Here is a 21,443-nt window from a genome sequence, read left to right as displayed (position 1 = left end):
TAAGAAAGTATAAGGTTCCTGCTTTTTTAATTTTTATGAGCTCATTAGTAAGAAAATTTTTAAAAATTCATCGTATTCTAGGCTTAGTCCTAGCGATTAACTTTCTCCTGTTAGGCTTAACAGGAGTTGTTCTCGTTTGGCGTCACGAATTATCTCCTGTTCATTCGGTAGAACAGCAGAGCGCTTTTGTTTCAGATCAATCCTCTCTTTCAAAAATTGAAAATTACATACATGAAAATGAAATTTACAAAGATAAAAAAGTACTTTCAATTTTTAAAGGTGATGATGGTGATATTCAAGCACGAATAACAGAGCCAGGTGTTGAAAAGTTTAAAGGTGCAACAAGATTAAAATTTGATCTTGCTGGTAATGTGCTGACATCAAATCAAGTCAAGCCTACGGTCTTTATTGATTTCGTCTTAAAGCTACATCGTGAGTTACTCTTAGGTGGAAAAGGTAAAATTTTAATAGGGCTTATGGGAGTGTTCTTTCTCGTTGCTCTTCTAAGTGGTGCTTTTATTGCAAATAAGTTCTACCGTAACGTAAGAACAATGAACTCTCGAATTATGCTTGGGCGTCTTCATAAAATAATCGGCGTTAAAACACTTGCATGGCTTTTTATTGTTACTTTTACTGGAGCGATCTTAGCATTCAATAGTACATTAATTGGTCTCTTTTTAAGAGGAAATGTAAAGGCCCAGCAAGAGAATGCAATTGTCATCGAAAATGCAAAGTATGTATCGGTCACAACAATTTTAAAAGAACTAGAATCAAAACTTGCTCATTTAGAATATGACTTTATTTCTTTTCCTGATAATGAATTCTCAGTACCAAATCAATTTGTTGTATTGATGGAAAATGAAAGTCATCATCACGAGATCGCTTATATTGATGGAATAACAGGAAAGTTAAACCGCACAGTAACGTTACCATGGTACTTAGAACTTCTCATTCTTTCAGAACCTCTGCACTTTGGCGATTATGGTGGAGTCATTCTTAAGATTATTTGGAGTCTTTTCGGTCTTATTTCTTCTTTTATTCCAATTAGTGGAATCTATATTTTCTTATTTAGAAAAAAATACTTAGTAGCAAGGAGTGAGCAGTATAATGGTAATTTAATAAGTGATGTAAATATTTCGTTTACTGAGATTCTACTTCCTAGCTTATTTGTTTTTGTCATTTTCTTTGTTACTTCTGATTTTAAATGGATTTTAAGTGCACTATTTTTAGTCTACTTAGTTTTCTCTTGGCGTGATTTGATAGTTTTTATTTCTTCTCTAAGAAAAAAGAAGAGAATTCAGAAGGAGAGTATCTCTTGAGTTCTCAACTTCAAATAAGTGACAATTTTACTAAGGCCATCTCATGCCTTTGTTTTGTTTTTGGTGCGGCCCAAACTATACTTCTTGGTCTTATACCGAAAATTGCTATGGTAACGAATCTTGATATTACATCAATCATAATTATCTATGGGTTTTCGATCTTCTTCTTTCTTTTTATGACAAAGGAGTGGGCCGCACTTTTTTCTAAACTTAAGGCCAAGACTATCTATCGAATTGCTCAGTTTGGATTGCTCATGTCGAATCTGGCCCTTTTAGCAACATTTACTTCTGGTAATGTTAGGCTGTCTCTCATTTTCTTTGTTATATCTCGAATTATTTATGCATTGAGTGCAAGCTCTATTATTCCTTTTTCTCAAATTGTTAAGATTGGCCGATACAAAGATACTCATAGTGGTATTCTTGAAACAACTATTTTTCTAAATGCTGGAAGGCTTGTTGGATTGGTACTAGGTGGACTTCTCGCATTTAATCTCAATTTGAGCTTAGTGGTTTTGATCGTTATGCTTCTTTTAACAATTCCATTTGATTTTAAGAGCGGAATCAACGAAATTCAAACTATCGCTGGAAAGAAAGATTCTGATACTAAGCAATTGATAATGCCACTTCTTTTTATTCCATTGATTTATACATTTATGACTTCATTTTTTCACACTAGTATCACGAGTGTGGTTGGAGACATATTAATTGGTCAAATTAAGCAATCAGCTACTATCTATTGGCTACTAACTCTTGCATCTCTTGTCATAATTCTTACACAGTTAATTTTAAAGAAGTTAAAACTTATTAACTCTAAAATATTCTCTACTTTGGCAATTGTTTCTCTTTTATTTAGTTTCTACTCATTCTCTAGAGTAGATAGCTTAGAAACACTTTACGGATTCATCCTTCTATTCTCATTTGGAGCTGCAATTATTCCAATTTTATATATGGGACATATTTATAACTTGAACCCTAGTTCTCCAAAGCAGATTGTTGCCAGTGAGATCAGTTTTTATCAAACCCTAGGCAACGCTCTTGGAGCGATAATGTCAGGTGTAATTATTAAGTACAACTTTACAAATTATATTCTTTTTCTATTTGTGGCCTTAGTAGTAGGGGCGATCTCAATAAGTTTCAAATACAGTACTTCAGATACGAGCGAAGAACTAAGCGGAGCGACTAATGGTTAATATAAATTATAGGCAGCTTGCTGATAAATATAGTATTCGTGCATTAGTTAACTCAATGATAAGAGATTATTCAGAAGATAATCTTGTTAAAGTTGATGTTGAAAATAGTGATGTATTGATTGGTGATCTTGTTTTTGAACTTGAGTCATATTCTCCTCTCGGTGGGCATCGTTATACTGGTGATATTTACTTCAATAAAACAAAGCTTACTTTTGATGAGATGCTTGTTCACTTAGTGCCTAATTTTTCTAATGTTGATTCTACTTTTATCGAAAATATAATTAACTCTCGCGATAATATCGAGTTGATTCTTAAATATAATCCACAAGTGAATATTGATAGCTACCTTACTAGTGAACAAAAGATGCTTCTTGGACATCCATTTCACCCTTATCCTAAATGTAAAAAGGGAATGAGTGAAGAGGATCTCAAACTTTATTCACCTGAATTCTCTAATGGATTTAAGTTGATCTGGATAAAGTGTAGAGAAGAATCAATCCATACTAATGCAGAATTATTTGCAGTTTCTACTGCTATGAATAAGCTTGCTCAATTCGATTTAGAAGAGATCGATGACTCTTTCGTCTATATTCCAATGCATCCTTGGCAGTGGCGTCGTTTAAAAGAGAAAGAATTAGTTAATGGCATAGTGGAAGTTGCAAGTGGTGTTAATGATTGGTATGCACTTTCTTCCCTTAGATCTCTATATTCATATGGAGCACCTTTCTTAGTTAAGTATTCAATGGATGTAAAGCTAACAAACTCGATAAGGCATCTTCAACCAGAAGAAGCTATTCGTGGAATGCAGATGGAAACTGTATTCAAAAATGAAGGGGTCGCAAACTTTAGTGATAAATTTCATATTCTTTATGAACCATTCTATGTTGCTCTTAAGGGACAAGATGGTAATGCTATTATTGAATCGACAATTCAGTTACGTGAAAATTTTGAGACAGATAATTGTTTTCTACTAGGTAGCCTTGCTGAAGAGAATCCTTATACAGGAAAGTCACATCTTTTAAGCTTAGTAGAGGGAAATGCAAAGAAGGCTTGCGGGAATATCTTTTTAGCAAGAAAGTACTGGTTTGAAGCCTTTCTTGAAAATGTCATAGGGGAGTTTATTACTCTTTCTGAAGAGCACGGAATTCTTCTAGGTGCTCATATGCAAAATATAATCCTAAAAATGAAAGATGGGTTACCTGTTGGGACAATATACCGTGATTGTCAGGGGACTGGATTTACAACAAAGAGTGTGGAAAAATTTGGTTCTAAGTATGAATTTATTAGTGGCACAAAGGGAAATATTCTTTCACCTGATGATGTTAACAAAGTATATACATACTACTTAATTATCAACTCAGTATTTAATACCATTATCTCGCTTGCAAATGGTGATGCTAAGGCCGAGCTATTTCATTTAGGACAATTTAGAAATTTTATTTTTAAAGCGCATCATAAATCAACATTTCTAAATTATTTGATTAACAGTGACTTTCTCTATCAAAAAGGAAATTTCAGATGTTGTGTAAGCAATATTAACGAAAATACAATTGAAAACCCTTGGGATATATATAATAAAATACCTAATCCTATTAGTACTCTTCTAAGAAAACCTCGTGTCTATGAAGGCGAGCTTTATCGTGCAAAATCTAAGCATAATCACGAGATAACTCTTCGTGCATTTGATTTGAATGAAGATCTTGAAAAGTTTCATGAATGGCATAATAAGAAGTATGTTTATGAATTTTGGGAAATGAATAAGTCGATAGAGGAACTAAGAGCTTATGTACAGGGCCTGAAGGATTCTCCATACCAACTTCCAATGATTGTGGATATCGATGGGGAACAAGCTGGATACTTCGAAGTTTATTGGGGCTTTGATGATAGGATTGCTCCTTATTGTGATGCTTCACTATATGATAGAGGAATCCACATTTTAATTGGAGAAGAGAAGTTCTTAGGTACTCGTGCCGTTTTTGATTCAATTTTTCATTTAACTAAATTCTTATTTGAAGATGATGAAAGAACTCAAAAGGTGTGGGGGGAGCCCCGTGTTGATAATAAGAAGGTCTTAACTTTAGCAAGGCTTCTTCCGGGATGGGAACATAGAGGAGTTTTTGATTTTCCACATAAAACATCAAATCTCTTAGAAGCTGATCGTACAAGGTTTTTGCGCGAGGTTCAATCATGATCAATACTCAGCTATTCTATGAATTACATAAAAACCTAATCATTAAGGCCATTGAAGAACTTCAGTTTGAAGAACTATTTAATGTTGAGTTTATTGAAGATCGTTTTAATTTTAGGATAAATGATAGCATCTATTATAGCTTTCATGGCCGTATTGGTGCATGGGGAAACCTTCAAATTGATAAAGGTACTTTTCACAAAGTAAGTGGTGAAAAGGTTATCGTGGAATTTACTCTGGCAGATTTCTTCTACGAGACTCAATACCTTACAAAGATGAGTGATGAAACATTGGCACAATTTATCGAAGAAGGTAATCAGACTATTTATGGAGATATCCTTCATTATCACTCTCTAGAGAATCTTTCTCTTAATGAGATTGCACAGTTTAATTTTAATAAAATTGATCAAATTCTTTCAGGGCACCCAAAAATTATTATGAATAAGGGACGCCTCGGATGGGGAAGTGATGAACTCTTAAAGTATGCACCAGAAACACGAAACAGCTACAAGCTACATTGGTGTGCAATAAAAAAGGAGTATCTTGAATTAGGCCTTGATCAAGAACAATTAAAACTAAATGATCTTTATAAAGACTCCCTGTCGATTAGCGAAGTTGAATTTGCTAAAGGGCTAGTTCATGAAACTGGCGCAAATAGTGATGATTTTGTTTTCATCCCTGTACATCCTTGGCAGTGGAGTAAATATATAAGTGTTCAATTTGCACACTTAATTTATCAAAATGCCCTTATACCACTTGGAATCATGGGAAGAGAATATACTCCACAGGTTTCTATTAGAACCTTATCTTCTAATTCTCGTGAGAGTAAATTTGACTTAAAAGTCGCAATTTCAATTTTAAATACATCTAGTGTAAGAGGAATTCCTCAAAAATATGTCTCAAAAGGACATCTTTTATCACAGAAGGTTGAGAGCATCATTAAGTCAGATAGCTTTCTTGTTGATAAGGTCGATATATTAAAAGAAGTTGCAGCAATGAGCTGTCCGCTACCTGAGTTTAACCGTATCGACGGTGGCTCATATCGCTATAAGGAATTACTTGGGTGTGTATGGCGAGAAAGTGTAGAGAATAAGATTGCTGATGATGAGCTCGCAATTCCTACAGCGGCACTATTATTCACTAAAGATGACCAATCTCTTGTTAGTGAATATATTAAATTATCGGGCCTAGGTACTAAAGAATGGTTAAAAGAATACTTTGAAGTTGTTGTCATTCCTCTTTATCACTTACAAGTAGAACATGGATTGGGCCTTGTTGCTCACGGACAAAATACGATACTGACTCTTAAAGGTGCAAGACCTAATAAACTTATTATCAAAGACTTTCATGGTGACTTTAGAATGGCATCTGATTCAAAGCATAGCGAAGCTGATTTTGGTGTTGAGCTTGATAAGTTACCACCAGAGTATTTGATTCACGATCTTATCACAGGACACTTTATCACAGTCTTACGCTACTTCTCGAGAGTTGTTGAAGAATGTCTAGGTTTTAAAGAAAAGGACTTTTATCACTTACTTGGTGAAGTTATAGCAAACTATCAAGTCGATTGTTCTCCTGTTGGTAAGGTTAATTTATTAAGAAATGAATTTGAAAAGGTATTGGTTAATACTGTTCGCTTTGTAGCTGGTTACAGCGAAACAGGGGAAAGGCTTAAACCAATGCTTGGAAGTAATATTAAAAATCCTCTTGTTAAAAATAGTTAGGGTTGAGTTGAGGTAGTTAAATGCAGAATATATATGACATTGTTGGAATCGGTTTAGGACCGTTTAATTTGAGTTTAGCAGCTCTTTTAAATCCTTTAAGTGAAATTAATAGTAAATTCTTAGATAACAAACCAGAATTTAGTTGGCATCCTGAGTTGATGTTTGGTGATGCGATGATGCAAACTTCTTTCTTAAAGGATCTTGTCACTCCTGTTGATCCTAAAAGTATCTTTAGTTTTCTAAATTACTTAGTTGAAAATGGACAATTTTATCACTTCTTAAATACGGATCGTAAGGCGATTAACCGCTATGAGTTTCAAGACTATTGCAAGTGGGTTTCAAAACAACTTTGTGATGATATTGATTTTGACTCTAAGGTAATTGATATAAAGCACGATGGTGAAAAATTTGAGGTGATTAAGGAAGGTGGGAGTTACTTTACAAAAAATATTTGTGTCGCTTCTGGCCCAACTAAAAATATACCAGAATGTGCAAGGCCATTCCTGTCTGAGACTCTTTTTCACGCTAAGTCTAAGCAAATGAAGAAACTTGATCTTAAAGGTAAGAAAGTTGTTGTTATCGGTGGGGGACAGACGGGAGTCGAAACATTTAGAAATGCTCTTAATGGAATGTGGGGAAAAGTAGAAAAGGTTACCTTGTTAAGCGGAAGACATAATTTACAACCACTTGATGAAGCTCCATTTACAAATGAAATATTTACACCTGAATTTGTACTTAATTTTCACTCTCTATCTCAAGAGCAAAAAGATTCATATACTCAAAGCCAGTTATTAGCTAGTGATGGTAACACTCCTCAATACTTACAAGAAATGTATAATGAACTATATCTTGACCGATTCTATTTAAAGAAACTTCCTGATTATACAATTTCTCCAATGCGCTGGCTTAAGGCGATTGAGAAGCAAGGAGAATCATATAAATTAGTTGTTGATAATTTACTTAATCAAAACGAAGAATTTATCGATGCCGATATTGTTATCTTGGCGACAGGTTTTAAAAGTGTTCTACCTAGTTTTCTGGATGGAATTGCAGATAAGATTACAAAGGATTCTAAGGGGCGCATAATTGTAGGACAGGATTATAGCATCCAGACTACGATTGAAAACGGGAAGATCTATTCAATGAATTTTAGTCGCCATGGCCATGGTGTAGCAGATCCACAAACAAGTTTAATGTCTTGGCGCTCGGCCATGATTGCTAATGACCTCGTTGGCGAAACTAAATACAAAACTACAAATAATAGCGAAAGCTTTTTAAGCTTTTTTAACTAACGGAGAGACAATGAAGCTAGTAACGTTACTATTTTTCTCAATACTTTCAATTACTATATCTGCTGCCCCGGCAAATGAGTCAAAGGCAGAAGTAAAAAAAGCCGAATCTTTTAATACAAAGGAAGAGGTAATCGAAAACCCAACTTTAAAGACTTTGTCGGGCTCTCTTAAGCGTTGGTCATTTTACTCAACTTTTGCTTACAAAGGTGGTGCAATTAATGACTTAACAAGTGCAGAAAGACCTAATATTAAGAATGCAGAAGGTAATCCTTCTTTGACAAATATATCTGGTGTCTTTGGTGCTAAATATCGCCTCACGAAATCAGATAATATTTCTCTTCAAGCTGGAATGTATATGGCAACTCCATTTCATTCAAACCACACGGCATCGACAGCTTCTATTCAAAAAGAATTTGATGACAACTCACAAGAGCTTGATATTGATAATCCTGTTCTTTCATACTTTAAAACATACACAATTGGTGAATTACAAAATGTTTCATTTCTAAAGTATCAGTATGTAACTCGTGGAACAGAAAAAGATTATGGTTATCATTCTGCTGCCGCTTTTTCACAAGCAATGGCGTACCGTATTTCTAAATTCGCTTATATTGCGGCAACTGCCACTTTGACTCAGTACTTCTTTGATAAGTCGACGACAAAGTATATGGGTTTTGATATCTCGCTTCTTCCATATCAAAGAGAAAGAGAGTATCAGGTAAGTTTATCAACTGAAATGTACTTGAAGCGCAATATTTCTTTAAGACTTATTTCAGATATCTTCTCTCGCTATACACTAAGACGTGAGAGTAAACTTGAAAAGCGCGTTCTTCAACAAACTATTGCAGCTACATACTTCTTTAATCGCGATATCTCAATTGCACCTAATATTCGCTTCATTGCAGAAGATATTCGTGCCGATCGCACAAATGTTGGACTAACACTTAATGTGAATTTATAAAAAAAGGGGGATTGAATCCCCCTTGGTTTTTTTTATTTCTCTGAAATTTCAAAATCATCGTGGCCAGGAATTTCTTCCGGTAATGCTTCTTTTAGGTCTACTCCAAGGTGCACAATACGTTGTCCTGCCTCGCAGTTAGGTCTAACATTCTTTCCAATAACAACTCCAGAACGGTCAGCACAAATGACTTCTTTAACTTGTCCAAAGACATCGTAAACTTTTGCGATGACTTCGCCTTTTTGCACTCGATGAGTAAGTTTTGGAAGGACATCAACAATTCCACCTTTTGTTGAATAAATCCAGTAAGAATGGTCACAAATTGTTGCATCAGTAATCATATCTTTCACATCGCCTTCAATCATAGAGAAGTAGCGAAGTGTGTTCTTAATTCCATCGAGAGTCTCATCAATTAGAGCATGTTGGAAAGCATTTGGATTACCGATTTCAACAGTAATAGCATGAATACCTTGTTCATTTGCCCATGCTCTTAGTGTTCCTTCTTCATCATATTTTTGAACAATAATTTGTGGGTTTTGCAAGAAGGCCAGGGTTCTTGTTTCTTCTTTTTCAAGATCGGCCCTTAAGTAAAGACTGTTCACACGGCCATGACTTGCTGTATGAAGATCGAGTAGGTAGTCAAACTTCGAAACAATTTTTTGAGTGAAGTAGTAAGCATATACATTACTAGGGTTCCCAGTAAGTTTACCTGGCATAATACGATTTAAGTCAACATTATCAATAAAGCGACGCTGATTTGTAAGGTAACCAGGTACGTTACTAATAGGAACCATGATGAGAGTTCCTTTCAAGTTCTTCGGATCAATCTCTTCAATAACTTTAAAAATTGTTGAGATACCATTTAGTTCATTTCCGTGAACAGCTGCTGTAATCCCAACAACTGGCCCATCCTCAATTCCTTTCATAATAATGATCGGCACGCGCCAAGGTACTCCTAGTGCGTTATCTGAAAGGTGTATTTGTAAACGGTGTACTTCACCTTTTGCAAAAGAGTTTAAATCAATTTCTTCAGTGGTCTTAATGACTTGTATTCCACCCATTGTACTTCCTATGCTATGAGATCATGATCTCGTTAAAGAGAGAGTTATCATTATCTAAACTTCTAAAAAGTTTTGTTCTGAAAGTCCCTTTCTTACTTATAAGTTGTTCTGCCATCTTATCAATGGCCACAATTGTTAGAATTGTTTGTATGTAGGCCTCAATTAGATCGTCAGTACCAATTCCTAGTGAATTAAAATCTTTTTGATCCATTAGCATTAGTCTTGATGTGTCAGAGTCCCATAGGTTTTCACCTTTCTTTACTGATAAGTTTGTTCCTAGAACTTCCCAACTATTTTTTGGGTATGTTGCTTCAAGAGGTTTACTCGCTCGACGAGCATAAACTGCACATGGCATAAAGCCTTTAGGTGAAGAGTAGACCATAAGTCTTAGATCGGCGATATAAATATTTCCTTTCTTATTTGGAACCGTCCCAATATGGAAGAATTTCCCATACTCACTTGTTGAACTCCACTCATAGTGACCAATTAAACTTTGAACGATAAATTGGTCATATGGATAATCCATTTGCATGAAGGCATCTAGCTCATCTTGGTTTGTGATTGTAAATACACCTTGGCCAGCATTTGAATAAGGAATTTTAATAACTGCTTTTCCACCAAACTTTTGAACCCATAAAGGAATTTCTAATTTATTAACATCCTTAATTGTTTCAGGCATATTGATTTTTAAACCTGATTCTGCAATTTGTGAGTTATAGAGTTCGTAGGCTTTATTTGCGAGAAGCTTATTGCGTCCACCTGAAAGACAAACAAGAGTCGAGTTAAAGATGAAGGTCTTCGTTGTCGTTGGAATTCTATTCCATGGCTTTTGAGTTACATATCTAAAAGCCGCACGAATAGGAATTCTTTCTCCTGTTTCAAGAGTGATGTGAAGAACTCCGTTTTCAAAATCGGCCATTTGTTCTTCACCATTGAAGTGAGGAACGAGATAAACTTCTTCTCCTGTCAGGTCTGCAATAGTTGAAGCATATCCCGATGTTTCCATGTAGTTCTTATCATAGATAACAGCCAGTGCTCCGGGTGGGAGTTTCTTCTTTCTTTTCTTTAGTGCTGGTATGAATGAGTTTTCGATTAGAAATTTATAACCTCTGTGCTCATCTGCATCTGTTCTTGGTGGCATCGACTTCTGTCCTGAAGGGCAAGAGTTTGTTTCAAGAACTACCATGCGGCGATTACCTGCTTGCGTTGTTACATAAAATAAGTCAGAGCCACCCCAGAAGAAGTGCTTACTTTCATAAGATAGAATATCTCTCAACGTGTCAGTACAAATTTGTGGATTTAAATGACTATATCTTTTGATAATTCTTTCGTGATCTAAATTAAAAAAGTGACTCACTAGAGGGTGTAGTTGTGAGTTCAAGGCCTTCGGATAAAAGTGATTCTCTTGTTCAAAATTATCAGGCTTAATAACTTCAATTCTTCTTTTCAAGTTCTCTCCAAATTGTATTTTCTAAAGCATAAGTTAATGGAAATATTATAATCTCAATCCCTAATTCTGTAGGGAATATTTTGTAATTTTTATTAAATTTTTAAGAGCTCTAAACAATATACTAGTATATGTTGACTACTCTAGTCAGAGACTTGCTCGTTCGGTTATCCCTAATCTTGAAATGTCTCACTTTTGGTTTATTGGAATTTATGTCATGTTGTTTTTAAACAAGATAAGGGGAAGGAATGAGACTTCGTAAAGAACTACAGGGTGTGAAGCGCCTTGTTGTAAAAGTTGGAAGTAACGTTATTACAAAAGACAGCGGAAAATTAGATACAAGGAAGGTTAGAAAAATAGTAGAGGATATATGTGAGCTAATTGATGAAGGGATCGAAATCGTCCTAGTAAGTTCTGGTGCAGTTAGTGTGGGGAAGTCTTTTCTTAAGGAGCACTTACCAAGAAGAGGTCAAATTGATCTTCAGCACTCTGCAAGTGCCGTGGGGCAACCAAAGCTTATCAATACATACTCAAGACTATTTGAAGAGAATCAAAAAATATGTTCACAAATTCTTCTAACCCATGATGACTTTAGAAATAGAAAGCGCAACCTACATGCAAAGCAAAGTATAAATGTACTTTTGAAAAATAATATTACGCCTATTCTTAACGAAAATGACACGATCTCTTTTACCGAAATTGCCTTAGGAGACAATGATCACCTTGCTGCGCAAACTGCTCAGATGATTAATGCCGATGCATTGCTTATGATCACTTCAACAAATGGCCTATATGATAAAGATCCTGCTTTTAGTGATGCAAAGAGAATCGCTATTGTTCCATTTGGAAGTGATGTTCTTGAGGACGTGGATTATCAAGGAAAGACTGCTGTAGGAAAAGGTGGAATGGAATCAAAAGTTCACGCCATCACAAAAATTACTCCTATAGGTATAAAGGCGATTATTAGTTCAATGGAAAATGAGCGCCTAATTTTAGATCCACTCACTAAAGACATAGGAACCTACTTTGCACCTAAAAATGCCTATGACCCAGAAGAGCGCAAAGCATGGCTGCTCTCAATGAAAAAACCAAATTGTTATATTGAAGTTGATCGAGGTGCATTCGAAGCTCTTAATGAAAATAAGTCACTCTTACCAAAAGGGATTATTGATGTTTTTGGCCAATTTTATAAAGGGGACTGTGTTGATATTCTTTGTGATGGAGAAGTTTTTGCTTCCGGGGTTTGTGAGTATGGCCACTGTGAAGTTGAACAAATTATGGGACGCCATAGTGATGAAATCGAAGAAGTTATTGGTTTTCGAACATCAATCGAGGTTGTCCATACAATAAACTTAATTTTAGAAAAGGAAATAATTGATGAAAAAATTAGCTAGTACAGTAAAGAAGGCTTCAAGAGAATTGCTACAATTGAGTAGTGAAACAAAAGAAATGATTTTTGATGATCTTATTAGGGCCCTTGATAAAAATCGTGAGTTAATTCTACAAAAGAATCAACTTGATTTAGATGCTGCTTTTAAAAATGATCTTTCTAAAGCAATGGTTGATCGCCTAAAGCTCTCTAATGAAAGAATTGATGACATTATCTCTGGAGTTAAAACGATTAAGGAACAACCTGAAATCGTTGGTACTTTTTATAACGAATTTACTAATGATCTCGGTTTAAAGATAAAGCGTCAGAGGGTTCCACTAGGGGTGATCCTAATGATTTTTGAAAGTCGACCAAATGTTGTTGTTGATTGCGCTGCCTTGGCGCTTAAATCTTCAAATGCCATCATCTTAAAAGGTGGAAAAGAGGCCAAGCATTCAAATGAGGTTCTAGGACAGATCATTCAGGAGGCGATATCGAAATATGTTGATAAGAGTGTCGTTGAAGTTTTAGCATCAGATAATCGCGAAGTTTTAAATGATTTACTAAGTCTTAAAGAAGAGATTGATGTTGTTATACCACGTGGTGGACATGGCCTAATTAATCATGTTTTTGAAAATGCCAAAATGCCAGTCATTGCTCATTATCAGGGCCTTTGTCATATGTATATTGATAGCGAAGCTGATATTGAGAAGGCCGTGACATTAGTAGAGAATGCAAAAACACAAAGAACCGGTGTATGTAATGCAATTGAAACACTACTAATTCATAAAGACATTCTTCCTAAAGTAAATGAAAAAATTGCGAAAAGACTTTTGGCAAAAGGATGTGAATTAAGAGTTGATGAAGAATTTGCAAAACAGACAAAAGGTTCATTCATTAAAGCAACTTCTGAAGACTGGGCGACAGAATATTTAGATAATATTTTATCAATCAAAACAGTTTCTTCTCTTGATGATGCTATTGAGCATATTGGAGAGTATGGAAGTAATCACTCAGAATGTATTATTTCAACTAATGAAGACAATTGTCTTAAGTTCTTAAAAAGCGTTGATGCAAGTTGTGTCATGGTTAATGCCTCAACTCGTTTTAACGACGGTGCTCAACTAGGCCTTGGTGCTGAACTTGGAATCTCAACAACGAAACTACATGCTTATGGGCCAATGGGTGTCGAACAAATGACGACTTCTCGCTATGTTGTCGTCGGTGATGGACAGGTCAGATCATAATTTAATAGAGCAAGGAGAGTAGTGATGAAGAAAATTGCAGTAATCGGTTGCGGAAATATGGCCAGCGCAGTTGTTCGTGCAATGTATAGAGGCCAAAAAGTAAAAAATGAATTTCTCACTTATACGCCAAGTCACACTCGAGCAGTTGAACTAGCTAAAGAAGTAGAGGGAAAGGCAATTGTTGATTTAAAAGAAGCTTGTGATGCTGACTATTTCTTGATTGGCTGTAAACCTCAACAATTTGAAGATTTAGCAAAGTCTCTAAAGAGCATGGATCTTTCAAAGAAAGTTATCATTTCTATCATGGCCGGAATCGATCAAGAAAAGATTTGTAGGCTCTTAAATACGACAAAGGTAATCAGATTGATGCCAAGTTTACCTATGGAATACTCTGAAGGAATCTGTCTTCTTAGCTCTTCGAAAAATGTGGCAGTAGATGAACTCGATTTTATTAAAATGCTTCTCTCTGATAGCTCTTTAATTTTAAAAATGAGTACCGAGGAACTCTTTGATCAGGTAACCATTGTTTCGGCATCTGGCCCGGCCTTTGTTTATTATTTTATGAATACTCTAGAAGACTCTTTGAAGGATTGGGGATTAGGATCAGTTGAATCCAGAGCAATCGTTAGCCAATTATTTCGAGGAAGTGCAAAGAGTGCATTGATTAATTGCGAGAGTGAACTAGATGATTTAATCGGGAAAGTAACGTCTAAAAGGGGCGTTACGATAGAGGCGATTAAAAGTTTTAAGGATAATGGTGTCGATGCATTTGTGAGGATGGGAATTGATAAAGCGATCCTTCGCTCGGCCCAACTACGTGAGTCTTAGGGATAACCTAATTAGTAAATTAATCAATTCTTAATGAATCTAGACAATGTTAAGGTAATTAAATGAACAATAAGAAATCTGAAAAATTAGTACAATTAGTAAGTTATAGTATCGTTGATAAGAAACAGTCCCGCAAAACTAAAGTACAAAAGAAGACTTCTATTTGTGAAGAGGGGCATGGTAAGGCGCTAAGAGAGACATCTTTCCTTCGTCGAAGCCTAATTGAAGATGAAGAGAATTGCCTCTCGATACTCTAATGAATAAGTTTTTAATTTAGTATTTTATTAATAAGCAAGAGCTCATCTTGTTCGCTAGCGCTTTGTATTCTTTAAGTGAACGGATAGCTGTGCCAAAAAAAGGATTGTTAAATGATTGTTTACAGTTTCCTCTTTTTTTTACTCCTCTTTGTTTTGATTGGAGTTTCTTCAAGTTTAAAAAGTAAGAAAAATAATTCTGACTATTTATTAGCAGGACATTCCACACCACCATGGCTTGCAGCTTTATCTGCTGTGGCAACAAATAATAGTGGATATATGTTTATTGGCCTTATTGGCTATACCTATACGAGTGGACTTCAATCTTCTTGGGTAATGATTGGTTGGATTGTTGGTGATATGGTCATGAGTTTCTTTGTTCACAAGAAGCTAAGAGATGTTACTGAAAAAGAAAACCTATTAAGCTTTGGGGGTGTTCTTTCTCGTTGGCAACGTGGAACAAGTTTTAAGAAACTTAGATTGTTAGTCGGTATCATTACTATCTTATTTTTAGGTGTTTATGCTGCTGCTCAATTCAAGGCAGGGTCTAAGGCCTTACACGTTCTCTTTGGATGGGATTATAGTACTGGTGCTATTATTGGTGCAGTCATTGTTTTTGCTTACTGTCTATCAGGTGGGATTCGCGCATCAATTTGGACAGATGCAGCTCAATCATTTGTCATGATTATTGCAATGGGGCTACTTTTCTTTGTTGGAATCAATGAAGTTGGTGGATTTAATTCATATGTGACAAAACTAGATGCTGTATCTCCTGGGTTTTTAAGTTTCACTCCAACTGGACTTAATGTACCAGGTGGAACGGGAATCGGTTTATTTATATTAGGTTGGGTATTTGCTGGTTTTGGTGTTATTGGACAACCACATATCATGATTAGATTTATGACAATTGATGATACTAAGAATATGGCAAAGACTAAATTGTATTACTATGCATGGTTTATTGCTTTTACAATTTTAACAATTGGTGTTGGTCTAACTGCAAGACTTCTCTTACCAAGCTCAGCAAATTTTGATGCTGAACTCGCACTACCTTTAATGAGTCAAAAACTTCTACCTGAGTTACTGATTGGTGTTGTCCTTGCAGGTATTTTTGCTGCCACAATGTCGACGGCCGACTCTCAGGTACTTAGTTGTTCTGCAGCTTTTACGAGAGATATTTTACCTAAAAAATCAGATAATATTTATCTAACAAAGCTAGCAACAGCAGGTACGACAATTATTGCTCTTTGTGTTGCCCTTTTTGGAAGCAAGAATGTGTTTGAGTTGGTTCTTCTTTCTTGGTCAATACTAGCTGCTTGCTTTGGCCCACTCCTTTTTATCTATGCAATTGGTAAGAAGGTATCTGAAATAACTGCTATTTCTATGGTTATTGTTGGTGGAGTCGTGACAATCGTTTGGATGAATCTTGGTTACGGTGCGACTATCTATGAAGTTGCCCCAGGTATCATGGCAGGACTAATCACATACTTTGTTCTTTCAAACACACCATTAAATGAAATCGTTTCTAGTAATAAGGTTGTTGATAATCGAATGAAAAATTCAAAGCTTGTAAATGAAGCCAATAGCTAACTCCTTGGTCGATTATTTATACCCAATTACGGTTACCCTCCTATTTTTAGGAGGGTACTTTCTTTCTCTTTTTAATATTAAAAGAGTGCAAAAAAGAAAGCTCAAAAATATTCGTAAAAGAGATATTTCTGATGCAGTTGAAACAGATTCACCTGTTGACGATCAAGAAAAAGAATTAAAGTCTCATGGTGCTGAGGGCATAGAAGGTCGCTTCTCATTTATGATGAAAGCACTGCCAGTTTTATTTTTTATTTTATGGTCTCTATTTGTTTCAATTCCGTACTTAGGTGAAATTCCAACAGTCTACGTTTCAATTATCGCTGCCATTGTATCTGTGATTGCTGGTTTTTCTTTAAGGCCTTTTCTAGAAAATCTCTTTGCAGGTGTCATTATCTCTTTTTTTAAATCAATCAAGATAGGAGATACCGTTACGATCGATGGACATTATGGGCTAATTGAAGAGATTGGATTGACTTATTCAGTAATAAAAAAATGGAATTGGATTAGATTAGTAATTCCGAATTCAAAGTTACTCCAGAAAGAAATCCAGAATTTTACAATGAATGATCATTATGTTTGGACACACGTTGAATTTTTCGTTGCGCCAAATGTCGATTTGAAGTTGGTAAAGGAAATAGCTCACAAGGTTGCAAAAAGATCGGAATATTTCAGCGATGTTGAAGAGCCAACGATGTGGGTCATGAAATTAGATAAGGATGCTATTGAGTGTTGGTTAGCTGCTTGGGCCGATAATCCAAGTGATGCTTGGGAGTTAAGAAATGATATGCGCACACAGCTCTATATTGAGCTTCAAAGTGCAGGGATTGAGTTTCATAAACTCAATATTAAGAGTTAATAATTTAGAGGTTGATATGATTTTAAATATAATAAGTAACTTAATTGAACAGGTTTTAAAGATGATCATTTTCATTTTAGACCAATTTTTCCCCCTTTCTTCCGACTCCTAGGTACTTAGCGCGACTAGGTAGTTCGGTTTTTGCTAATTGATGATCGTCTTGTTAAGGTAAGGAGCAAAGCTAAATGAATCGAGGAATAAACTTGGAAAAACTAAAAGATATTAATTGGAATCATCTCTATTGTTTTTATGAAGTCGCCAAAGTTCAATCTTTAAAAAAAGGTGCCGAAATCATAGGTACTTCATCACCAACACTTAGTGAACAATTAAAGCGTCTTGAAAATAAATTCAATATGAAGCTATTTAATCGCAGCTCAAAGGGGCTATCTCTAACACCTGAAGGCCTACAATTATTCGAAAGAACAAAAGGCATTTTTGAAGAGGGGAGTAAGTTACTTGAACACTTCTCAGAAGATGTTGTTGGTGGTTATCCTGTTTCAATTGGTATTGAAGAGACTATTTCATATGATCTTGCTACTGAGTTTGCATCTCAATACTGGGATCTTTATACGAAATATGGAACAGTTAATACAATACGCCAGGCCGACCATGAAGTTCTTGTGGATAATATTTTACGAGGAAATATCGATTGGGGAATCTCTCTTCGAAAACCTAAGAGAAAAAGTCTAAATGTTGCTGAAATAGGTTCATTCGAAATTGTCTTCTGTTGCTCAACAGAACTTTATGACAAGTTTAAGGATGAAAAGGATCTACTTGTAAATATTCCATTTGCAGAGAGTAATTGGGATAAGAATCTAAATCGTGTTATTTACCAACACTTAAGAAAGAATGGTGTCATACCTAAAGAGAAGGTCTATAGCGATCATATCGACTTTGTTCATAAGTTGTGCTTGAGAGGACGTTGTGTGATGTTCTTGCCTAAGAATCCGCTTGAAGAATACCTCGGACTCAAAACATTTAATCTTGGAGAGCCTCTTAAAATGTCTCTCTATGCTATTTGGAAGAAATCAGATGAAGGCCTTATTTCTATTCGTAAGCTACAAGAACTCTTTCAGTCAAAATTATCGAATGTTCCTGAGCGTTATGAAGATGTGGATTTACAGATTGAAGTGTCTGATGTTTCAGATGATTTATTGAATTAGGATAAAACTAATTTGTGTTTGATCATATTTTATTTCGTGAAAATTCCCTTAGAATTTTTATATGAAAAAAAATACTCTTTTAAATTCAATTAAGTTCTTCTCTATTTTTACACTCTTATTCACTTTGTTCTCATGTGTTTCTTCAGAGAAGGAGAATATTACACCTGCTGTTGCTGGAAGCAATACGATCTCTTATCAAGATGAAGATACAATTAAGCATGAGATGGAGCTCTATCAAAATGAACGTGTCCAAAAATGGATAAATTATTTTGCAGTAAAAGATCGTGCTCGTTTTGAACAATTTATTAAAAAGGGAATGTATTACAAAGAAGTTATTCAAACAGTACTTGAAGAAGAAGAGCTTCCATATCAATTATATTACCTACCTCTAATTGAAAGTGGCTATAACAAAACTGCACTGTCTCATGCTGGGGCCGTTGGGCCATGGCAATTTATTAAGGCCACGGGAAAGAGATATGGACTAGCTGTTAACCGCGTTGTTGATGAAAGAAGAGACCCTGTTCATAGTACAGAGGCCGCAACGAAGTATCTAAAAGATCTATATACCGTTTTTAATTCTTGGGAGCTTGCAATTGCAGCTTATAATTGTGGGGAGCTTCGAGTTTTACGTGCCATTATGAAGGGGAGAACACGTAATTTTTGGGAACTTGCAGATCGAAAACTACTTCCAAGAGAAACGAGAAATTATGTCCCTAAGTTTTTGGCAGCAGCCTACGTTGGTGAAAATCTTGCTCAATTTGGCTTTGACGAAGAGACGATTGCACAATCTCCGACTTACCCTGATTTAAAATTAGTGGAGGTTCCTGGGGGCGTGCACATTAAAGATGTTGCAAAACATTTTAATATTGATCGCAGTGAAATTGAAAAAATTAATCCCGCCCTTAAACATAAGCGTACACCTAATTGGATTAAGCAATATGCGATTTGGATGCCTCGTAAGGATTATGAGAATATAGAAGAAATTCAACAGAAATTGGCAAGTAACCGTCAATGGGGAAAACTTAATTCCTTTCCAACTCACTATCGAGTTAAAAGAGGGGACTCATTAACAAAGATCTCTCGTCGTTACAAAATTTCACTTAACAGGCTTAAGCGAATTAATAATTTAAGAAGCAGCCGAATTTATCCAGGTCAAAAACTTGCCCTAAGAGCAAATGAGTATAAGAGTGTTGTTGGGAAGAGATTCTACTTTGTGAAAAAGAATGATTATCTAGGAAAGATTGCAAGTCGCTCGGGCCTAAGCGTATCTTACTTAAGACGCTTAAATGGAATTCATGGCAATAGTATCTACGTAGGGCAAAAGTTAGATATCACTAGAGGTGTAAGAGTATTTCGCTATCGTGTTAAAAAGGGGGATAACTTAACACGTATTGCCAAACTCTATAATACGACTACATACGAAATAAGAAAGAGAAACTCTCTTCGATCGAGTAATCTCTTTATTGGACAGATGTTAAGTATCTAAATAGATTGTCTTGTTAAAAAAAAACGAGACAATTTAAATTTAGTATTGCTAGTATTGAGCTAATGCAGAAATTTTTTAGATTCATATTTGCGGCAACCTTTCTTGTAAGCTTTCTTACTGCAAGCATCCATTTCCATGAAAATGAGCATGAGACTAGTAAGTTAGATCAAGCTTGCCATTTCTGTATTAAAGTTTCTCAATTCAAAGATGATGCTAGTAATTCTGATTTCTCTGAAGAACTTGAAGCAAGTTTTCTTTTTCTCGTTACAGATCGTTATCAGACCCTAGTCGGTCACACATTACAATCTCTATTTATTCAAACAGCTCCTCGTGGGCCACCAACTCATTGTTAATTTAATTACATTCACTTTTTATTTTTTAAATTTAATTAATTAATTTTCAATGAGGTTTATTTTGAAAAACTTATTTTATATTTCTATTTTATTACTAGGCTCAAACACTTTTGCGCAATCTCTTTCTGACAATTCAAGAGGCAATGGGTTTAATCCTGCCATCGGTTTAAATGCTTTAACTATCTATAAAAACTCGTCTCGTGATAATGATCACGATGGATTTTCTCTACAAGAAGCAGAGCTTCAGTTTAGTGCAGATGTTGATGCATACTTTAGAGCTGAGGCGACTTTTGCTGTTCACAAGGAACATCATGAAGAGGGTGGCGAGGAAGAGCATGGTTATGCATTTGAGCCTGAAGAAGTATTTGCTGAAACAATTTCAATTCCTGATTTTACAGTAAAGTTAGGGAAGTTCTATGCCCAATTTGGTAAGTACAATATGGTACATACTCACGCTCAGCCATTCATTTACCGTGGTCTTGTTCAAGAGTATATGTTTGGAGAAGAAGGACTAAATGAAGTTGGTGTAAGTGTATCATATCTAGCGCCACTGCCATGGTATAGTGATTTAACTGTTCAGTTTCTTCAGCCAACAAATGAAGAATTATTTGTTGAAGATCCACACTCGATCACTACAGTCGCTAACCTAAAAAACCTTTGGGATTTATCTGAGTCACTAACTCTAGAGTGGGGTCTTTCAGGACTTTATTTTGAAGAACAAGCTGAGAAATCAACTGTCCTAGGAACAGACTTAACATTAAAATGGCGTCCAGTTAAAAAAGGTAAGTATTCGTCATTTGTTTGGTCAACTGAGTTTATCCACAAAGATGTTCAGGGAACAAACGAAGTTAAAAATGGTGGTTATTCGACATTCTTACGTTATCAATTTGCACCACGCTGGTTTGCTCAAGCACAATATGAATTCCTAGGTGTTGCTAAGGATGAGTCAATTGCAGATCAAAATGCATATACTGCACTTTTAGCATTTGTTCCTACTGAATTCTCAGCTGTAAGAATGCAATACGATGAAATTCATGATGGTGAAGATCGTCCTGAAAAAAGAGTAAGTCTTCAGTTAAGCTTTAGTATCGGTGCCCACCCGGCACACCAGTACTAGG

At 35.5% G+C, this 21,443-nt stretch carries 18 protein-coding genes; 16 read left to right on the top strand and 2 right to left on the bottom strand.

Annotation, left to right across the window (positions count from 1 at the left end):
- The first annotated feature begins 35 nt into the window (after nt 1–35).
- The 6 genes from ACMAYS_RS10115 to ACMAYS_RS10090 are packed head-to-tail and all read left to right on the top strand — an operon-like array spanning nt 36 to nt 8,674.
- Nucleotides 36–1,319 carry a PepSY-associated TM helix domain-containing protein gene (locus tag ACMAYS_RS10115; RefSeq protein WP_103218144.1) on the top strand — a complete coding sequence of 428 codons (1,284 nt, stop codon included), beginning with the start codon at nt 36–38 and terminating at the stop codon, nt 1,317–1,319.
- Nucleotides 1,316–2,509, top strand: a complete 1,194-nt coding sequence (locus ACMAYS_RS10110) for a hypothetical protein (protein WP_412463204.1) — start codon at nt 1,316–1,318, stop codon at nt 2,507–2,509. The genes ACMAYS_RS10115 and ACMAYS_RS10110 overlap by 4 nt, the downstream gene beginning before the upstream one ends.
- On the top strand, nt 2,502–4,700 hold the full coding sequence (locus tag ACMAYS_RS10105) for a GNAT family N-acetyltransferase (protein WP_412463203.1): 2,199 nt from the start codon (nt 2,502–2,504) through the stop codon (nt 4,698–4,700). The genes ACMAYS_RS10110 and ACMAYS_RS10105 overlap by 8 nt, the downstream gene beginning before the upstream one ends.
- The gene (locus ACMAYS_RS10100; RefSeq protein ID WP_412463202.1) at nt 4,697–6,421 is read left to right on the top strand and encodes an IucA/IucC family protein; all 1,725 of its coding nucleotides are present in this window, start codon (nt 4,697–4,699) and stop codon (nt 6,419–6,421) included. Before ACMAYS_RS10105 ends, ACMAYS_RS10100 begins: the two co-directional genes overlap by 4 nt.
- A gap of 20 nt (nt 6,422–6,441) precedes the next feature.
- On the top strand, nt 6,442–7,713 hold the full coding sequence (locus tag ACMAYS_RS10095) for a lysine N(6)-hydroxylase/L-ornithine N(5)-oxygenase family protein (protein ID WP_412463201.1): 1,272 nt from the start codon (nt 6,442–6,444) through the stop codon (nt 7,711–7,713).
- A gap of 10 nt (nt 7,714–7,723) precedes the next feature.
- Nucleotides 7,724–8,674 carry a hypothetical protein gene (locus ACMAYS_RS10090; protein WP_103218139.1) on the top strand — a complete coding sequence of 317 codons (951 nt, stop codon included), beginning with the start codon at nt 7,724–7,726 and terminating at the stop codon, nt 8,672–8,674.
- A gap of 32 nt (nt 8,675–8,706) precedes the next feature.
- Here ACMAYS_RS10090 and ACMAYS_RS10085 read toward each other — a convergent pair whose 3' ends face one another.
- Together ACMAYS_RS10085 and ACMAYS_RS10080 are read right to left on the bottom strand one after the other, a co-directional pair.
- A complete protein-coding gene (locus ACMAYS_RS10085) occupies nt 8,707–9,732 on the bottom strand; it encodes a succinylglutamate desuccinylase/aspartoacylase family protein (protein WP_103218138.1) in 1,026 nt (341 codons plus the stop codon).
- A gap of 13 nt (nt 9,733–9,745) precedes the next feature.
- Nucleotides 9,746–11,182: a hypothetical protein gene (locus tag ACMAYS_RS10080; RefSeq protein WP_412463200.1), complete on the bottom strand. Its 1,437-nt coding sequence runs from the start codon at nt 11,180–11,182 to the stop codon at nt 9,746–9,748.
- Nucleotides 11,183–11,427: 245 nt separating this feature from the next.
- On the opposite strand from ACMAYS_RS10080, the gene proB reads away from it, so the two are divergent.
- The 10 genes from proB to ACMAYS_RS10030 all read left to right on the top strand — a co-directional run bounded on the left by proB (nt 11,428) and on the right by ACMAYS_RS10030 (nt 21,442).
- Nucleotides 11,428–12,573 (top strand): glutamate 5-kinase, encoded by a 1,146-nt coding sequence (gene proB / locus ACMAYS_RS10075; protein ID WP_103218136.1) that lies wholly within the window; start codon nt 11,428–11,430, stop codon nt 12,571–12,573.
- Complete coding sequence (locus ACMAYS_RS10070; RefSeq protein WP_103218135.1) at nt 12,557–13,795, top strand: glutamate-5-semialdehyde dehydrogenase; 1,239 nt, start codon at nt 12,557–12,559, stop codon at nt 13,793–13,795. The genes proB and ACMAYS_RS10070 overlap by 17 nt, the downstream gene beginning before the upstream one ends.
- A 24-nt stretch (nt 13,796–13,819) precedes the next feature.
- Nucleotides 13,820–14,623 carry a pyrroline-5-carboxylate reductase family protein gene (locus tag ACMAYS_RS10065; RefSeq protein ID WP_412463199.1) on the top strand — a complete coding sequence of 268 codons (804 nt, stop codon included), beginning with the start codon at nt 13,820–13,822 and terminating at the stop codon, nt 14,621–14,623.
- A 62-nt stretch (nt 14,624–14,685) separates the two neighbouring features.
- Entirely contained in the window at nt 14,686–14,880 is a 195-nt protein-coding gene (locus ACMAYS_RS10060; protein ID WP_103218133.1) for a hypothetical protein, read from the top strand.
- 111 nt (nt 14,881–14,991) lie between these two features.
- Entirely contained in the window at nt 14,992–16,467 is a 1,476-nt protein-coding gene (locus tag ACMAYS_RS10055) for a sodium/proline symporter (protein ID WP_103218132.1), read from the top strand.
- An 85-nt stretch (nt 16,468–16,552) separates the two neighbouring features.
- Nucleotides 16,553–17,323: a mechanosensitive ion channel family protein gene (locus tag ACMAYS_RS10050; protein WP_158246879.1), complete on the top strand. Its 771-nt coding sequence runs from the start codon at nt 16,553–16,555 to the stop codon at nt 17,321–17,323.
- 185 nt (nt 17,324–17,508) lie between these two features.
- A complete protein-coding gene (locus tag ACMAYS_RS10045; protein ID WP_412463198.1) occupies nt 17,509–18,486 on the top strand; it encodes a LysR family transcriptional regulator in 978 nt (325 codons plus the stop codon).
- 61 nt (nt 18,487–18,547) lie between these two features.
- Nucleotides 18,548–19,972 carry a LysM peptidoglycan-binding domain-containing protein gene (locus ACMAYS_RS10040; protein ID WP_103218129.1) on the top strand — a complete coding sequence of 475 codons (1,425 nt, stop codon included), beginning with the start codon at nt 18,548–18,550 and terminating at the stop codon, nt 19,970–19,972.
- Nucleotides 19,973–20,034: 62 nt separating this feature from the next.
- Nucleotides 20,035–20,325 (top strand): hypothetical protein, encoded by a 291-nt coding sequence (locus ACMAYS_RS10035; protein WP_412463197.1) that lies wholly within the window; start codon nt 20,035–20,037, stop codon nt 20,323–20,325.
- A 61-nt stretch (nt 20,326–20,386) separates the two neighbouring features.
- On the top strand, nt 20,387–21,442 hold the full coding sequence (locus tag ACMAYS_RS10030; protein WP_103218127.1) for a hypothetical protein: 1,056 nt from the start codon (nt 20,387–20,389) through the stop codon (nt 21,440–21,442).
- Nucleotide 21,443: the final 1 nt, after the last annotated feature.

Origin of the sequence: Halobacteriovorax sp. RT-2-6, assembly GCF_047085025.1 — a bacterium.
GTDB lineage: Bacteria > Bdellovibrionota > Bacteriovoracia > Bacteriovoracales > Bacteriovoracaceae > Halobacteriovorax_A.
Note: the sequence above shows the minus strand (reverse complement) of the source record. Positions and strands in the feature narration are given on the sequence as shown.

What these genes read in the sequence shown, in the direction of transcription:
- proB (WP_103218136.1), top strand. Translation starts at nt 11,428, where the DNA reads ATGAGACTTCGTAAAGAACTACAGGGTGTGAAGCGCCTTGTTGTAAAA.
- ACMAYS_RS10065 (WP_412463199.1), top strand. Translation starts at nt 13,820, where the DNA reads ATGAAGAAAATTGCAGTAATCGGTTGCGGAAATATGGCCAGCGCAGTT.
- ACMAYS_RS10085 (WP_103218138.1), bottom strand. Translation starts at nt 9,732, where the DNA reads ATGGGTGGAATACAAGTCATTAAGACCACTGAAGAAATTGATTTAAAC.
- ACMAYS_RS10045 (WP_412463198.1), top strand. Translation starts at nt 17,509, where the DNA reads ATGAATCGAGGAATAAACTTGGAAAAACTAAAAGATATTAATTGGAAT.
- ACMAYS_RS10090 (WP_103218139.1), top strand. Translation starts at nt 7,724, where the DNA reads ATGAAGCTAGTAACGTTACTATTTTTCTCAATACTTTCAATTACTATA.
- ACMAYS_RS10060 (WP_103218133.1), top strand. Translation starts at nt 14,686, where the DNA reads ATGAACAATAAGAAATCTGAAAAATTAGTACAATTAGTAAGTTATAGT.
- ACMAYS_RS10100 (WP_412463202.1), top strand. Translation starts at nt 4,697, where the DNA reads ATGATCAATACTCAGCTATTCTATGAATTACATAAAAACCTAATCATT.
- ACMAYS_RS10095 (WP_412463201.1), top strand. Translation starts at nt 6,442, where the DNA reads ATGCAGAATATATATGACATTGTTGGAATCGGTTTAGGACCGTTTAAT.
- ACMAYS_RS10115 (WP_103218144.1), top strand. Translation starts at nt 36, where the DNA reads ATGAGCTCATTAGTAAGAAAATTTTTAAAAATTCATCGTATTCTAGGC.
- ACMAYS_RS10040 (WP_103218129.1), top strand. Translation starts at nt 18,548, where the DNA reads ATGAAAAAAAATACTCTTTTAAATTCAATTAAGTTCTTCTCTATTTTT.
- ACMAYS_RS10035 (WP_412463197.1), top strand. Translation starts at nt 20,035, where the DNA reads ATGCAGAAATTTTTTAGATTCATATTTGCGGCAACCTTTCTTGTAAGC.
- ACMAYS_RS10105 (WP_412463203.1), top strand. Translation starts at nt 2,502, where the DNA reads ATGGTTAATATAAATTATAGGCAGCTTGCTGATAAATATAGTATTCGT.
- ACMAYS_RS10070 (WP_103218135.1), top strand. Translation starts at nt 12,557, where the DNA reads ATGAAAAAATTAGCTAGTACAGTAAAGAAGGCTTCAAGAGAATTGCTA.
- ACMAYS_RS10055 (WP_103218132.1), top strand. Translation starts at nt 14,992, where the DNA reads ATGATTGTTTACAGTTTCCTCTTTTTTTTACTCCTCTTTGTTTTGATT.